General features: G+C 38.3%; 16 protein-coding genes. 6 read left to right on the forward strand and 10 right to left on the reverse strand.

The features are described 5' to 3' along the window. The first annotated feature begins 153 nt into the window (after positions 1-153). Positions 154-408 (forward strand): hypothetical protein, encoded by a 255-nt coding sequence (locus BLT_RS0117620; RefSeq protein ID WP_017729064.1) that lies wholly within the window; start codon positions 154-156, stop codon positions 406-408. 157 nt (positions 409-565) lie between these two features. Here the strand turns inward: BLT_RS0117620 and BLT_RS0117625 are convergent, their stop codons facing one another. Next, positions 566-1,927 (reverse strand): MATE family efflux transporter, encoded by a 1,362-nt coding sequence (locus BLT_RS0117625; RefSeq protein ID WP_017729065.1) that lies wholly within the window; start codon positions 1,925-1,927, stop codon positions 566-568. Between the two features lie 157 nt (positions 1,928-2,084). Next, positions 2,085-3,806 carry a putative bifunctional diguanylate cyclase/phosphodiesterase gene (locus BLT_RS22305; RefSeq protein WP_017729066.1) on the reverse strand — a complete coding sequence of 574 codons (1,722 nt, stop codon included), beginning with the start codon at positions 3,804-3,806 and terminating at the stop codon, positions 2,085-2,087. A 406-nt stretch (positions 3,807-4,212) separates the two neighbouring features. Here BLT_RS22305 and BLT_RS0117645 point away from each other — a divergent pair, with 406 nt between their 5' ends. Further along, positions 4,213-5,208, forward strand: coding sequence for an NADPH:quinone oxidoreductase family protein (locus BLT_RS0117645; protein WP_017729069.1), 996 nt, complete (start codon positions 4,213-4,215; stop codon positions 5,206-5,208). 85 nt (positions 5,209-5,293) lie between these two features. On the opposite strand, the gene BLT_RS0117650 is transcribed toward BLT_RS0117645, so the two are convergent. Then, positions 5,294-6,241 (reverse strand): bile acid:sodium symporter family protein, encoded by a 948-nt coding sequence (locus BLT_RS0117650; RefSeq protein ID WP_017729070.1) that lies wholly within the window; start codon positions 6,239-6,241, stop codon positions 5,294-5,296. 147 nt (positions 6,242-6,388) lie between these two features. Between BLT_RS0117650 and BLT_RS0117655 the strand changes: the two genes are divergently transcribed. Beyond that, positions 6,389-6,580, forward strand: coding sequence for a hypothetical protein (locus tag BLT_RS0117655; RefSeq protein WP_017729071.1), 192 nt, complete (start codon positions 6,389-6,391; stop codon positions 6,578-6,580). 196 nt (positions 6,581-6,776) lie between these two features. On the opposite strand, the gene BLT_RS0117660 is transcribed toward BLT_RS0117655, so the two are convergent. Both BLT_RS0117660 and BLT_RS24125 read right to left on the reverse strand, forming a co-directional pair. Next, entirely contained in the window at positions 6,777-7,865 is a 1,089-nt protein-coding gene (locus BLT_RS0117660) for a S8 family peptidase (protein WP_017729072.1), read from the reverse strand. Between the two features lie 312 nt (positions 7,866-8,177). Beyond that, entirely contained in the window at positions 8,178-8,318 is a 141-nt protein-coding gene (locus BLT_RS24125) for a hypothetical protein (RefSeq protein ID WP_017729073.1), read from the reverse strand. A gap of 167 nt (positions 8,319-8,485) precedes the next feature. Here BLT_RS24125 and BLT_RS0117670 point away from each other — a divergent pair, with 167 nt between their 5' ends. Further along, the gene (locus BLT_RS0117670) at positions 8,486-9,391 is read left to right on the forward strand and encodes a helix-turn-helix domain-containing protein (protein ID WP_017729074.1); all 906 of its coding nucleotides are present in this window, start codon (positions 8,486-8,488) and stop codon (positions 9,389-9,391) included. Between the two features lie 68 nt (positions 9,392-9,459). Here the strand turns inward: BLT_RS0117670 and BLT_RS0117675 are convergent, their stop codons facing one another. Continuing rightward, complete coding sequence (locus BLT_RS0117675) at positions 9,460-9,804, reverse strand: hypothetical protein (protein WP_017729075.1); 345 nt, start codon at positions 9,802-9,804, stop codon at positions 9,460-9,462. Between the two features lie 190 nt (positions 9,805-9,994). Further along, positions 9,995-10,396 carry a thiol-disulfide oxidoreductase DCC family protein gene (locus BLT_RS0117680; RefSeq protein ID WP_017729076.1) on the reverse strand — a complete coding sequence of 134 codons (402 nt, stop codon included), beginning with the start codon at positions 10,394-10,396 and terminating at the stop codon, positions 9,995-9,997. 564 nt (positions 10,397-10,960) lie between these two features. Here BLT_RS0117680 and mreBH point away from each other — a divergent pair. Next, positions 10,961-11,968: a rod-share determining protein MreBH gene (gene mreBH, locus BLT_RS0117685; RefSeq protein ID WP_017729077.1), complete on the forward strand. Its 1,008-nt coding sequence runs from the start codon at positions 10,961-10,963 to the stop codon at positions 11,966-11,968. Between the two features lie 200 nt (positions 11,969-12,168). Here the strand turns inward: mreBH and BLT_RS24770 are convergent, their stop codons facing one another. Further along, complete coding sequence (locus BLT_RS24770) at positions 12,169-12,294, reverse strand: hypothetical protein (protein ID WP_268871140.1); 126 nt, start codon at positions 12,292-12,294, stop codon at positions 12,169-12,171. A gap of 229 nt (positions 12,295-12,523) precedes the next feature. Here BLT_RS24770 and BLT_RS0117690 point away from each other — a divergent pair, with 229 nt between their 5' ends. Further along, a complete protein-coding gene (locus BLT_RS0117690) occupies positions 12,524-12,847 on the forward strand; it encodes a YbjQ family protein (RefSeq protein ID WP_017729078.1) in 324 nt (107 codons plus the stop codon). A 141-nt stretch (positions 12,848-12,988) separates the two neighbouring features. Here the strand turns inward: BLT_RS0117690 and BLT_RS0117695 are convergent, their stop codons facing one another. Both BLT_RS0117695 and BLT_RS0117700 read right to left on the reverse strand, forming a co-directional pair. After that, on the reverse strand, positions 12,989-13,717 hold the full coding sequence (locus BLT_RS0117695; protein ID WP_017729079.1) for a 5-formyltetrahydrofolate cyclo-ligase: 729 nt from the start codon (positions 13,715-13,717) through the stop codon (positions 12,989-12,991). 95 nt (positions 13,718-13,812) lie between these two features. Next, positions 13,813-14,307 carry a hypothetical protein gene (locus BLT_RS0117700; RefSeq protein WP_017729080.1) on the reverse strand — a complete coding sequence of 165 codons (495 nt, stop codon included), beginning with the start codon at positions 14,305-14,307 and terminating at the stop codon, positions 13,813-13,815. Positions 14,308-14,626 lie beyond the last annotated feature (319 nt).

Consider the following 14,626-nt stretch of genomic DNA (forward strand, 5'->3'; position numbering starts at 1 on the left):
TTTGATTCCTCAACTTGTACTGGAGTTCCGTCCCCTTTTCCACTAAAAAGAATGGAAGCGAGGATTTTACTTTCCCTTTTGTATAAAATCTAGTAAATTGTCATAGACTATAGAAGCATTTTTACTAAAAAAAGAAGGAAAGGAGTTGCTCATATGGATGTAATTATTAAGCGAAGGCGGTCAGTAAAAGAGGCTGGGGATTTAATTTGCACCAAAAAAAAGAAGCTTTATGCAATTGTTGTTGATGAAGACGAGCGAGGGTTTCCCTATCATCTTATTAGCTTAAAAAACTTTACGGTCATTCAATCCTATGACTGCCTCCCTACCAACAAAGAGCTAGAAGAAGACATTGGCGAGAAAATCACTGGCATTTATGAACATTCAGATTCGCAAATTACCCTCAATTAATCATATTTTAGAATACCCTAATCGCTCACTAAAAATGAAACGCTGCCTTCATGAAAAGAAAGCAGCGTAATTTTGTGGAAAAGGAAGGGCTTACTCCATTTCACTAAAGGTGGCACATGATTTTGTCCATTCCTTGCAGGAGACTGACAAAAGGGTTCTATTGTTTCCCTAAATTCATTTCAAGCCGACGCTGCACATTCAGCAAACGCCATAACAGCCCAAGGGCACAAACAGCTAGTCCTGTTATCAGTCCAATCCAGTAACCATAAGCACCAAGACTCGTGTAATTTGCTAAAATAAAACCTGTAGGTAAGCCGATGACCCAAAAAGAAATGAGCGCCATAACAAAAGGTATGTTTACATCTTTATGACCTCGTAGCACCCCTTGAATAGGCGTTGCGATCGCATCAGATAGCTGAAAGAAAATCGAGTAAATGAGAAACTGTTGAATAAGCCAAGCAACATCTGGATCATTTGTGTAAAGCACAGCTACAGAGCCCCGAAGTGCATAGATGACTAAGCCAGCAAAAACCCCCATAGCGATGGCAAGACCCATTCCAAGATAGCTGTATTGTTTGGCATCCTTAATCCGATGTGCCCCAACCTCATAGCCAACTGTAATCGTTAGTGTAAAAGCAATACTAAGTGGAAGCATATAAAGAAAGGACGCAAAATTAATCGCTGCTTGATGGGCTGCAATTGTCGCTGTATCAAAGCTGCTCATAAGAAGTGTCACCGCAGCAAAAATGCTCGTCTCGAAAAAAATCGTAAAGCCAATTGGCAAGCCTAATCGTAAAATTTCTTTCCATTTCGAAAAAGAAACACGATAAAATGTACCAAATAAATGATAAGTTGCAAATCGTGGAATACGTAGAAGTACATAGATTGTGATAAAGAAAATAAACCAATACGTAATGGCTGTTGCATATCCAGCCCCCACCCCGCCTAAGCGCGGGAACCCAAAAGCACCGAAAATTAATACATAATTAAAAAACACATTCACTGGAAGAGATAAGAGTGTAATGACCATTGACACTCTCGTTTGTCCAAGAGAATCAATAAAGCAGCGTAGAGCTGTATACATAAATAAAGGAACAATCCCAAATGAAAGACCAATTAGATATTCCCTAGCGATTCGCTCCACTTCACCCTCAAGTGACATAAGAGACAAAATCGGATTTAACACAAAAAAACCAACGATTACAATCGCTGCAGAAACGGCTATCGATAAATAGACACCTTGTATTAAAGTGAAAGGAACATCCTCACGCTGTTTTGCACCTATGCTTTGAGCAATCAAAGGTGTTAAGGCAAGAAGGATGCCGCTTAAACCTGTGTAAATTGGGACCCATAAGCTTGAACCAATCGCCACACCAGCTAAATCAAATGAACCCGCTTGACCTGACATCATCGTATCAAAGAAATTCATTGCATACATGCTGAGCTGTGTAATTAAGATAGGTGTCAAAATGACAATAAAAAGCCGCAGCTTCTCAGCTATCGTCTTTGTCGGTTGCATGGCGATACTCTCCCTCTTTATAACATTAACCCTCTCTATTAAGCCTTATCGATTATATCATGTTTTCTTCTTAGAAATGCAAATCGGCCTCGTTTTTTCTACAAGCTTACATAATCTTGAAATAGCCCAATCGTCCAAACAAAAAAGCCCAAAAAAATCAGGCTTTAGCTATACGTTCAATATATACCTTTCCAGCTGGATGCTTCTCTAAGAACAAAGACATCTCCTCTTTCGTCAATGGTTTTGACACAAAGTACCCTTGAATTTCATCACAATCTCGTTCCTGTAAATACCGAAACTGTTCTTCTGTTTCCACCGCTTCTGCAATGACTCGCATTCTTAATGCATGAGCAAGATAGATGGTAGCATTTACAATTGCTTCAAACTGGTCATCTTTCTTTAACTCACGAATAAAGGTACGGTCAATTTTCAAGACATCCACAGGAAAGTTTTTCAAATATGCGAGTGATGAATATCCAGTGCCAAAATCATCAACGGATATCTTCACCCCTAGCATTTTTAAATCCTCTAATATGGAGATAACGAGCTTAGAGTCATGCATACTTACGCTTTCAGTGATTTCTATGTCTAGCAAATGGGGAGATAGATCTACCTCCTTTAAAACATTTGAAATTTTTTCAACCAAGTCATGCTGTAAAAATTGTTTGGCTGATAAATTCACACCTATTTTCAAATCAGAAAAACCTTGGTTCACCCATTCCTTGCAAGTGGCACATGCCGTTTTAAGCACCCAATCGCCAATGTCAGTAATCATATTCGTCTCTTCAGCAAGTTCGAGAAATACGTCTGGGGATACAATTCCAAGCTTAGGATGATTCCAGCGTATAAGTGCCTCAGCACCTAAAATCTTCCCAGTTTTCAGCTCGATTTGTGGCTGATAATACAATTCAAATTCCTTATAATCAAGAGCTTTATTTAAATAGCTTTCTAGCTCAAACCGCTTCATTGTACCTTCATTCATTGTAAAATGGTAATAAACCGCTTGACTTTTCCCTTGTTTTTTCGCCACATACATCGCTGTATCGGCATTGCGAATCATCTCTTCAAGCGTCTCTCCATCTGAAGGACAACTAGCAATGCCAACACTTGCTTTAAGAAAGATTTCATATCCATTTATTACGTAAGGAGTTTTAAAGATCTCTTTTAATCGCCCAAGATTTTTTTCAATCACTTCTTGTTCAGTGACCCATGGAAGAAAAATTAAAAATTCATCGCCACCCATTCGACAAACAAAATAATCGGAAAATACTTCTTTAAGATCTGCACTAACTTGTTTTAAAAGTTTGTCGCCCATCGAATGACCAAGACTGTCGTTAATATATTTAAAATCATCTAAATCAAAATAGATAAGCGAATACCCAGTCTGTAGAAGGTTTTTCATTTTATGCAAGTAGCTTTCTAAAAAATAACGGTTATACAATCCTGTTAACGTGTCTCGAATCGTAAGAGCCCTTAATTCCAGGGTGTAGTTTAGGAATTTAGCCATCGTCATCAGAAGAAGAGAATGAGAAGAATGTAATGGTTTATCCCCAGCAAACTCAACAGTTAAAGTACCAAATAATTCTTTTCCAGTTCCATATAACGGTTTACAAACATGACGTTGTCCATTGTTAATAATTTCAAGGCTGCGTTCTTCAAGCTCCTCCCGACCGTCCCAAGCTAACAAACGATCCAAATTTTTATTTTCAACCAATTCTGCTGTAGAGGAGTATTCAATAAGGTTTGATTGATGAATACCATAAAGAAAATGAAAAACACTTCCATCTCGTTCTGATATATAAATTTTCTTTGCTTCAAGTGTTTCATAAAGCAGTGTTAAGATATCGTGGGCTACATTGCGAAACGTCATTATATCCATACGTAAACTCTCACCTTTATTCAGAGAAGCTTCCCTTTTATATAAAGCAATAAATATAACTTTTGAATTTTATCGTTTATGTGGGAGGAATGTCGTTCATGTGGTATATTTTAAAAGTTATGAGGTCATTGAATCAAACGATAAATATTATGAAGGTTCTTAATCAAATCAAGCTTATTATACATGATTCAACGTATTTTCACAAAATCTTCTTAAATTGACTTATTTTTACGAATATTAACTTGTTTAAAGTTAGATTTATTTTTAAAATGAACGTCTATCTTCGTCCCCTTTTTGTTTTTCTAAAAGACAAGCAACGTGGCTATGATTTAATCCAAGTAAAAGCGTTTTCATCTTCTTCCAACCTTTAGTACAATAACAGTAGATCGGAAGAGGAGGGATTTAGGTGAACGAATCGTTTCAAGCTTTTGTCGTGAATAAAGAAGGAGACAATTTTACAAGAGAAATCCTAAAGCAAACCATTAATGACTTGCCTGAAGGAAATGTTACTTTTAAGGTCGCCTATTCTAGTGTTAATTTTAAAGATGGCCTTGCAAGCATTCCAAACGGAAATATTGTCAAACAATATCCCTTTATACCAGGGATTGATGCAGCGGGTATTGTAGTCAATTCTAGTGATCCACGCTTTCAAGAAGGAGACCAAGTGTTAGTGACAGGCTATGATTTTGGCGTCAGTCATAAAGGGGGGTACAGTGAGTACGCACGTGTTCCTGGAGATTGGCTCGTACCACTACCTGAGGGATTATCCTTGAAAGAAGCGATGACTGTTGGAACTGCAGGCTTTACGGCTGCCCTTTCCGTGCAAAGATTGGAAGAGAACGGTCTCACACCAGAGAAGGGTCCCGTACTGGTAACAGGCGCTACAGGTGGCGTTGGTAGTATGGCCATTTCTATGCTTTCTAAGCGCGGCTATGAGATTATCGCAAGTACTGGAAAAGAATCAGAACATGAGTATTTGCTCTCTTTAGGTGCAACGTCGATTATCCCCCGGCAAGAGCTAACACCTGAAAAAATCCCCCCTCTTGGCAAACAACAATGGGCTGCTGCAGTCGATCCAGTTGGTGGTGAAACATTAGCGTTCGTACTTAGTGGCATTTTGTATGGAGGCTCTGTTGCAGTAAGCGGATTAACTGGGGGGACTAAGGTTCCTACGACCGTATTCCCATTCATTCTTCGGGGAGTGAATCTACTTGGTATTGATTCCGTGTACTGTCCAATGGATGTGCGCAAACTTTTATGGGAACGTATGGCAACGGATCTACGCCCTGAATCAGCATTAGAACACAGCAGCCGAGAAATTCAATTAGATGAGCTACCTCAGCAGCTGGACGAGATTTTAAAAGGCGGAGCAAAAGGAAGATCGGTTGTTAAATTACCATAATGATGCTTAACTAAACAAAGGACGATGGGTGATCAAGCTCATCGTCCTTACTCTATCAGCGATACTTTCATTTCGAATTAGGCCTTTACAACACATCCTGTCCCCCTTTGGTTGGACGTCGAGACCAAAAGCTCGCAAGAAATGGCCCTGAAATATTATGCCATACGGAGAAAATCGCACTTGGTAATGCTGCTATTGGTGAAAAGTGTGCCATTGCTAATGAAGCGCCAAGCCCAGAATTTTGCATTCCAACTTCAATTGATATGGCTCTTCTTTTCGATTCATCTAATCCAACAGCTTTTGCAATGAGATAGCCCATTAACAGACCAAGTAGATTGTGTAGCATGACAGCTGCAAATAATATTAATCCTGATGAAGCAAGGTTCTCCTGGTTTACTCCAACAACTGCAGCAACTATGGCTATAATTGCAACAATTGAAACTAGCGGAAGCGCTTCAGTCGTCTTTTCAACTGTTTTTGGTAATAGTTTTCGAATGAAAATGCCTAAAGCTATTGGAATAATGATTACTTGTACAATTGACATAAACATTGTAGCTGGATCTACTGGAAGCCACTGTCCCGCAAGAATTAACAAAATTAAAGGAGTCATAATTGGTGCAAGTAACGTTGAAATCGACGTCATCGCAACGGATAATGGCAAATTACCTTTTGCTAAATACACCATCACATTGGAAGCTGTCCCTCCAGGACATGCTCCAACCAGTACTAGACCTGCAGCTAGTTCTGGAGGTAAATCAAAAAGAATAGCAAGTCCAAACGCACCAAGTGGCATAACTACATATTGAGCTGCAACGCCAACGATTACTGGTATCGGTTTTTTCGCCACAAGCACAAAATCTTGTAGTCGTAAGGTAAGCCCCATTCCAAACATAATAATCCCTAGTAAAATCATTATGTAGGGAGCTATCCAAACAAACATATCTGGCTGATAAAATGCAATGATGCTTATGAAAACAACAATAATAGCAAAGTACTTGCTAGCAAACTGACTAAATGATTGAATGATTGCCAAACTTTCCATCCCCTAACGATAAATGTAATTGTTGCAATATTATTATCATTCTAGAGACTGTTGGTAAGAAAATCAATCATTTCTTGTAAGTCTTATCTTTTACAATCATGCTCTATAAATGGCTCTCCCCATTTCAAATTGAAAATCATGGAACAGAGCATCGACCTTTATCTGTTACTGGACAAAGCGCTTGAAGGGACGAGTGATCCTGAAGGTGTTGTACAAGAAGTTCTTGAAAACCAATATAAAATTGAGGCATTAATGGGGGAATTAGGGGTCGTAGGAAAGCTCCAGAAACAGTGCTTCATTCTCGACAATCCAGCGCTGATTCACGAATAATCTTCTCTTAAAAATGCTATTAAATCTTCATCATACCCATATAGAAAAATAACTAAAAAAAACAAACTCGTAGTATGAGCTTGTTAAAGAAAAGTGAGGATCTTACTAGGTGACCAAGTAAATGTTATTCAGACAGACCTTACAAATTTGCTTTCTCTCCATCTCGGTAGAGTAACGCTGACGAATTTATCTATAGTTATTGGGCTGCTTTTTCAGCGTTCACTAAACCGTTTCCGTAATAATTAGAATCTCCTAAATAGGTTGCAGTTGAATTTATTCGCTGACGGATTTGCGTATTTGATAAATCTGGGTGCTTGTTTTTTATTAGGGCAGCAACACCAGCAACATGTGGAGAAGCCATAGAAGTTCCACTTAACGTCGCATAGCCATTTAGTAAGTAGGTACTATGAATATTAACGCCTGGTGCCATAATTTCTAGTTCTTCACCATAGCTTGAAAAACTTGCACGGTTACTATCGGAATCTACTGCACCAACTGCCATCACAGTAGAGTATCTTGCAGGGAAGCCCATATTATTTGTTCCACCTGACTCACCTGAATTGCCTGCTGCTGCTACAAGTAAAATCCCACTATTGTACGCGCTCTCTGCAGCTTCTTGCAGCGTATCAGAACCGGACGTCCCTCCTAAGCTCATGTTTATAATATCCATATCATTTGAAATTGACCAATCAATTCCCCTGGCAATAGAAGAGAGCGTCCCACTCCCAATAGCATTGAGCACTTTTACTGCATACAGTTCTGCCGCAGGTGCCACACCCAACACTCCAATTGAATTATCAAGCGCTGCAATTGTCCCTGCTACGTGTGTGCCATGTCCGTTATAATCAGTGTAATTTCTTTCTGTTAAGACAAAGCTTGCTCCTCCTCTAATTGATAAATCTGGATGAGGGGCAATACCTGTATCTAAGACTGCAACCTTTACTCCTTGACCAAAAAAGCCTTCGTTATGCACCTCAGGAGCGTAAATAAAAGGAATGCCCCAAGGTACTGTTTGAGATAATAGCTCTACCTCTTCATTTTTTTCGATAAATTCAATGTTCGGGTTTCTCTCAAGACCTTCCACTGCATTTTTCGGTAACTCTACGAAAAGGACTGGGAAATTATCAAATTCATGCTGGACTTCACCTTCGAACTTTTGAGCATCCCCTTTGTTTTTAAACCCTATTAAGTATTCACCCTTCTCAGCACCACCAGCTGCTGCCGTTCCGACCATAAGAAGAAAGACGATAATAAATGACACCATCACCTTAAAACTATGTCTCATCTTCGAACCTCCTCTTTCTTTGAGTAAGATTAGATAAGCCCTTACAGCAAATCTAGCAGGACCGCTTAAAAGACGTATTTCTTATTAAAAAGGAAATCTTTTTGCAAGACACAAACATCCTCAATGTTTTAAAGTAGGCTATATACTTCGATAAACATATTTATCTATTCATTAATTTTAAAAAAAGAGAGCTATCTCATTCGATAGCTCTAAGGAAAAGGACAATAATGTGGGTAAAATTAAGTGAATGATGAAGATTAAAATTTAAGCTGGTTCATACGGTAAATCTAAATAATTATTAATCCAAGTTAATTATAAGTACTCATTTGGAGATCCATGATGCTCATAAGGTAATACTTGTAAAAAACTATCAGTTAACAATGATGAAGCATTAACGTCTGCCAATATTAATCCTCCAACCACCACAAGACCTAAAACTAGTAATTTTTTCATCTGAATCCTCCTTTTGATTACTTTACTTAATAGCATTATGACAAAAGTAATTTATCTTTGCTTTTTGCAATATTAGAGCAAATTGTTATAAAAGATTAAGATTTCTTAGAATATTGACTTTTTATATGATGTTAGATAAACATATTTATATAGGGGGAATTTTATAAATGAACTACTTTATTGGCAATAAACTTCGTGACCTTAGGGAGTACTATAACATTTCTCAAAGAAAATTAGCTGAAAATATTTGTACCCAACCTTTAATATCACAAATCGAAAATGGGACTTCAGAGCCAACAGCAAGAATTCTTTTTGAACTCTCACAAAAGCTGAGTGTAGATATTAACTATTTTTTTAATGAAGAAGAATTTCCAAAAGAAAGTCACGTAAAAGAAGTTAAAAAATCAATTATAGATTATGTACGTACTCAAAATTATCAAGCTGCACTTCGCGTCATTAAACGTGAAAAAAAGCACCCTTTATTTCGGTCCACTCAAAACCTTAAGTTTTTAATTTGGAATGAGGGAATCTGTTATTACTATTTAGAAAATGACTTTACCAAAGCTATTTCTCATTTGAATGAAGCTTTAACTACAGGAATCCAATCTCAAACAATCTCAGAAATAGACATTGAAATAAAGATAAGTATGGCAATTCTCTATAGTGAAGAACTTTATTTTCACGAAGCGCTTTCCGTATACGATAATATTCACAACATTTTAAAAAGTATACCGAACCAACCTAATTATCGACTTCTTGTTCGTTTTTATTATAATTATGCCAAAATGCTCCAAATACATCACAATTATAAAAAATCTTTAGAAGCATGCGAGGAAGGAATTATACAATGTAAAGTAAACGAAAGTATGTACTTACTTGGTCAACTATATTATCAAAAAGGTGCAAATCATTATCTTATATCTGATCATCAACTTTTTAAAACTTATTTCAAAAAAGCTATCTTTATATTTAATGAGCTTGGTTTAACTTCTAAACGTTTGTACTGCCAATCACTTCTCGAAAAGTTTGAAGCTGGCACCCTTCAAAAGGAAGAATTTTTTGAGCGTCATTAAAAAAGACCTAACATCCTCAGAATACTACTTTATCTGAGGATATTAGGTTTTTACTGTTCGTTTTTCATTTATTCATTCTTTGATGGTTGCTCTGTCTCAACCTCTTCTTCTTGTACTTCATACCAATCATCGAGCACTTTGGCATCTAGAACTTTCGAATTGATAAAAGCAACTTGCTTTTCAAGAAAGTCTGACGTCCAATCAACATCTAAATCTGTGGCGATGGAGACAACGGTTAACAGTTCTTGCCAAGCAACATAACGTTTGTACCAGAAAAATTGTGGCTGCTCTGTCATATATGGATACAAGTCATCAAATTCCGTATGCTTACAGTCAATGGTTCGTTCAAACTGACTTTTCGCGACGTGGAGTTTTTCTTTAAAATACGCTTCCATTGAGTTGTTACTTGTCATCTCATTCTCCCTCCTATTGACATGCTCATGCTGGCAAATTTGTATTCTCTTATCATAGCACGAATCGCTTAATTTCTGAATCCTTTCACTTCGAGAAAGTTTTGTCAATTTTTCACCAACGAAAGTGGTTTTATTATTAAACACTCTTACCTAGGCTGCCTTTTTCGAGTTTTTATAAAAAACATCGAATTTATAAGAATCGTTTCCTCTCATCAGGCGTTAGTAAGCGGCACGCTTCTTTTTTGCCAAAAAAACGATAGCGATTAGTAGCCACAAATTTGTAGACGATATCTCTTAACGGGCGGGGAATGCTCTTGAATATCTTAAGCCACTTCCATGAGCCATTTAGTTTCGCAGCAATCTTCAAGGCTGCATCTGAATACATATAGACATTTTCTCCATCAATCAAAATGACTGAGTCTACCCCATCTTTTATTGAATATTGATGTCTTAATTCCATCCCAGCGTCAGACTGTAAAGAGGCAAATTGGAAGCACTGTTTGGTATCATGCTTTAAAATGAATTGCACCCAATAGTCACAAAAATTGCATCCCCCATCAAATAAAACAATGCCCTTTTGTTTTGATTCCATGGCAAGCCCTCCTTTACTGACACATTTCCATTATACACATCATTTTCATCCCCTAAAAATAGTTAGATCGCCCATTATCCATTTATCAAAATCGACATCTGGTCTACAAGTGCACATTCACACATGTTAAAAAGCAAAATGTTTTTAACATGTTTCAAAGGGGTATATACATATTAAAGGATGCAAGGAGCCATATACTTGTTATTTTCTCGTTATGGCATAAGCATCATTTAAACACCCCTTTCCCCCATCTTGAGAGGCACCCGCTTGGGTGTCTCTCATTTTGTATGGAGACTGATTGCTCATACTACACCTTATCTCCACTCTTTTCCACAAATATCACTCTTCTGACCCTAAGACTTATGAAACGGGTGAGATTCACCACGTATGGCTTTTAAGTGGTACAATTTTCATCAACTATGTGTATCATCTCCTATTTTTCAATCATAAAGCTAAAATTCTCACATGAAATTACACAGAAGTTATGCAATCTGAACCTTTTCCCATCGCTTTTCTCTTGTTAAAATAGCAAACAGTCAAACAATCTATAAAGTTGGTGAATGTATGTTTTCAAATGCAGAGCTTGGAATCGATTTAGGAACCGCAAATCTTCTTGTATATAGTAAAGATAAAGGAATTATTTTAAATGAGCCTTCAGTCGTAGCATTGAATGTAGAAACGAAAGACGTTCTGGCCGTTGGGACTGAAGCAAAGAGCATGGTAGGTAAAACGCCAGGAAATATTGTTGCCGTTCGTCCCTTAAAGGATGGAGTTATCGCAGATTTTGATGTGACGACCGCCATGTTAAAGCATGTCATGAAAAAAGCTAGTAAAAAATTAGGCCTGTCTCTCAGAAAGCCAAGTGTTGTCGTATGTGCCCCTTCCGGCTCAACATCCGTAGAGCGACGAGCCATTTTAGATGCCATTCGCAGCTGTGGTGCTAAAAATGTAGAGATCATTGAAGAGCCTGTTGCTGCTGCAATTGGAGCGGACTTGCCTGTTGATGAACCTGTTGCAAATGTGGTGGTTGATATTGGTGGTGGTACGACCGAAGTTGCCATTATCTCATTCGGAGGTGTTGTTTCAAGTAATTCCGTTCGCATTGGTGGAGATAAGCTTGATGAAGACATTATTCAATACGTTCGAAAAGCCTACAACGTCCTGATTGGTGAGCGAACAGCCGAGCAAATAAAAATTGACATCGGCTATGCACCCGTTGAACATCAAGAACTGACAATGGATGTACGTGGACGTGATCTCGTAACAGGATTGCCGAAAACAATTGTGCTCCGCTCAACTGAAATTCAGCATGCAATGAATGAATCACTTCTTCAAGTATTAGAAGCGGTTCGTGCAACTTTAGAGGATTGTCCTCCAGAGCTAAGTGGTGATATTGTTGACCGTGGTGTGATTTTAACAGGAGGGGGTTCCCTTCTTAATGGCATGCAGGATTGGTTAAGTGACGAAATTGTTGTTCCCGTTCATCTTGCCCCAAACCCGCTTGAATCTGTGGCAATTGGTACAGGTCGTTCCCTTAAAATGATCGCCAAACTTCAAAAGGCATCTGTGTAATTTAAGTGAGGCTGGGACATAACGAACGTGTTTGATTGAACATGCGAACAATGCACAACCTTAGCAGAGGAAATAGACGTAGACTCCTGCGGAAAGCGACGTCTATTTCCGAAGCGGTTGCTATGCAGCAACGATCAGGAAGTTTGGAATTTTTTTTATCAATAAAAACTCTTTTGTCCGAACTTTTGCTATATCCACTATTACTCCTTCTTACTTCTCCTTCGACTAAAATAGTACTCTACTAAATCTAATTCTTTGTTCAGTAAACGCTCCATTTCTTGAATCAGCAATCGTAGCGACGGGATCTGCTTCGGACCAACGAACAATAATATCCTCCCACCCGACTAAAGTTGACTGGAGAATGAGGAAATAAGTCAAAATGGGCTTTTCTTCAATTTTGCTTCGTGTGCGACAGCTTTCGTAACTTCATCGTTGACTACCATCCCACATAATTTTTAAATCATTCCCCTTTGAAAAAAAAAACACCGAAACATGAAACGTTTTCCTTATATCAATCGTATTAATAATAGGAATAGAATAAAGGAGGCATTCCCCATGCTTGTTGTGAACACTGAAACAATCCCAGGATTAAAAATCACTCGAACTTTAGGCGTTGTAAAAGGCAACCGCGTTCAAGCCAAGCATATCGGAAAGGATATTATTGGCGGGCTTCGAAATTTGGTCGGTGGACGGATGAAAGAATACGAGGAAATGTTCGTAGAATCACGAACAGCAGCTGAAAAGGATATGATTCATGAGGCAGAAAAATTGAACGCAAATGCCATTATTAATATTCGTTACTCAACAAGCTCAATTACAGAAGGCGCTTCTGAAGTACTCGTCTATGGGACGGCTGTCCAAGTAGAACCATACGAGTAACCATCGAATCTCACAAGCATTCATGAGTAATTCAATGTTTAAAATATGTCATTTTACGAAAACAAAACGACAAGCACTAAAATAAAGAAAAAATGAAGCTTGCCCAGCCAAATGTGTAGAAAAAAGAAAAAGCATCCTCATTCAATCACGCTTTTTCTTCGTTTTTGTCAACTCCCAAATCTCTTTTAATACCGGCATTTCTTCCATCTCTTCTTCTGAAACCTCTGACCAAACAATGCCTTTAGGCTTCTCATACTCTCCCTCTGTTTTGAGAAGGCCTTTTTCAGTTGCAATCCAATCAACCGTGACATCGTAAGCGTCTCTCGGTAGCTCTTCCTCTACAAGCTGCCTACTATGTACCGTTGTTACCACAGGCACTGGGCGATTCCCTAGCTCGCTAATAATCGCATATTCTCGGTCCGCATACCCTTCTCCTTTTCCAAGACGACGTCCTTTTTTATCAACAGCAACAGATCCCATTACAATCAGATCGATTTCTGGCATCTCTACAAGAGCAATTTCTTTTCCATATGCCTTCATATGCGTTAAGCTTGCTGCCTTTCGTTCTTCCCCACTTGGGACCCATTCTGGCTTTATTTTAATAAATCCTGCTTTTAAACGTGGTGTTGGCACAAGCAACGTCTTCCCATCAAGCAGCACTTGCATGCGAAGTGGGAGCTGGGGAGCATCTGGGTTTACTTTTACGACAGATGCTTCTTTGTATGCATCCAACGTTATAATATGCTTCACCGCTTGCTCCGCACCTTTGAAATTAGGGATTCGCCCTTTGAGAGGGAAGGGAAATCTCCCTACTTTGTTTTCAGTCATATCTGCCCATACAGATTCTCGAATGATTCCCTTATCTCTCACTAGTCTTCACCTCTTTACAAATATACCTTATTTCTATCATATCACCACATATTCATTTTCTTACCCTCTTCATTCATAATTGGTAACACACTCATTTATAAAATCGGTCGATAACCATTTATCGCCGCTACTAACGCTTTAACCGTTTCTACACTTTTATTTGATAGAATCTCCTTTTGTACGAACGGTTCGCTTTTTAAATGAATTTCGGTCTCACCCGTTTCTGTTTCACGAATAAGAATAGCGATGCGTTCCCCCCATGTTTTCCAGCTAGCTTTTGTTTTCGCCAGCACTTCACCCGTATGTTCATTACTCATAACGACGATCGCATCGACCTTTTGCAAAGCTTGTTTTGTCGCTACGAGGGCTTCTTTTGCATTCAGGTCGAGCGTCAAAACTGCTTCTCCCACTTCGGTTGTCAAACCTCGTCTAATTAAATATTTTTCATAGGTCCACATAATGAGAAACGTCATGAAAAGACCGAACACGGCTCCAAAAAAGATGCCGCTTGTATAGTTAGTAGTAACCAATCCTTTGACTAGCCCAAAAGGAAAGGCTGTTGTCATAAATAGTAAAAAAGGAAGCATCATCGTTTGTTCAACTCCTACTTTTTAATAAAGTTTGCACGTATCACAGCTGACGAAATGGCAGGATTAAGGTTTGCTTCAATCTCGTTATTTATTATTACGAACGTTCCCACAAATGCGTTTCAAAATTTGAGCATAAAATTTTAAAACCTTAAACATTAATCATAACTTTAGAACGATGACTATAAATGGACAACAATGCTCGAAATCTATCGCTGATTCAAATTTCACAACTTTACAATTTAAAAAAACTTTTATCATCCTTGACAGACTTGCACCAACTTATCATGTATAAAAAAGATAGTAATTCCCTTTTTTTCCT

This window comes from Halalkalibacterium ligniniphilum, assembly GCF_000334155.1.
GTDB classification, from domain to species: domain Bacteria; phylum Bacillota; class Bacilli; order Bacillales; family Bacillaceae_D; genus Halalkalibacterium; species Halalkalibacterium ligniniphilum.

Excerpts from the sequence above, each read along its gene's own strand:
- BLT_RS0117620 (WP_017729064.1), top strand. The coding sequence starts at position 154 with ATGGATGTAATTATTAAGCGAAGGCGGTCAGTAAAAGAGGCTGGGGAT.
- BLT_RS0117625 (WP_017729065.1), bottom strand. The coding sequence starts at position 1,927 with ATGCAACCGACAAAGACGATAGCTGAGAAGCTGCGGCTTTTTATTGTC.
- BLT_RS22305 (WP_017729066.1), bottom strand. The coding sequence starts at position 3,806 with ATGGATATAATGACGTTTCGCAATGTAGCCCACGATATCTTAACACTG.
- BLT_RS0117655 (WP_017729071.1), top strand. The coding sequence starts at position 6,389 with ATGGAACAGAGCATCGACCTTTATCTGTTACTGGACAAAGCGCTTGAA.
- BLT_RS0117660 (WP_017729072.1), bottom strand. The coding sequence starts at position 7,865 with ATGAGACATAGTTTTAAGGTGATGGTGTCATTTATTATCGTCTTTCTT.
- BLT_RS24125 (WP_017729073.1), bottom strand. The coding sequence starts at position 8,318 with ATGAAAAAATTACTAGTTTTAGGTCTTGTGGTGGTTGGAGGATTAATA.
- BLT_RS0117670 (WP_017729074.1), top strand. The coding sequence starts at position 8,486 with ATGAACTACTTTATTGGCAATAAACTTCGTGACCTTAGGGAGTACTAT.
- BLT_RS0117675 (WP_017729075.1), bottom strand. The coding sequence starts at position 9,804 with ATGACAAGTAACAACTCAATGGAAGCGTATTTTAAAGAAAAACTCCAC.
- BLT_RS0117680 (WP_017729076.1), bottom strand. The coding sequence starts at position 10,396 with ATGGAATCAAAACAAAAGGGCATTGTTTTATTTGATGGGGGATGCAAT.
- mreBH (WP_017729077.1), top strand. The coding sequence starts at position 10,961 with ATGTTTTCAAATGCAGAGCTTGGAATCGATTTAGGAACCGCAAATCTT.
- BLT_RS0117690 (WP_017729078.1), top strand. The coding sequence starts at position 12,524 with ATGCTTGTTGTGAACACTGAAACAATCCCAGGATTAAAAATCACTCGA.
- BLT_RS0117700 (WP_017729080.1), bottom strand. The coding sequence starts at position 14,307 with ATGATGCTTCCTTTTTTACTATTTATGACAACAGCCTTTCCTTTTGGG.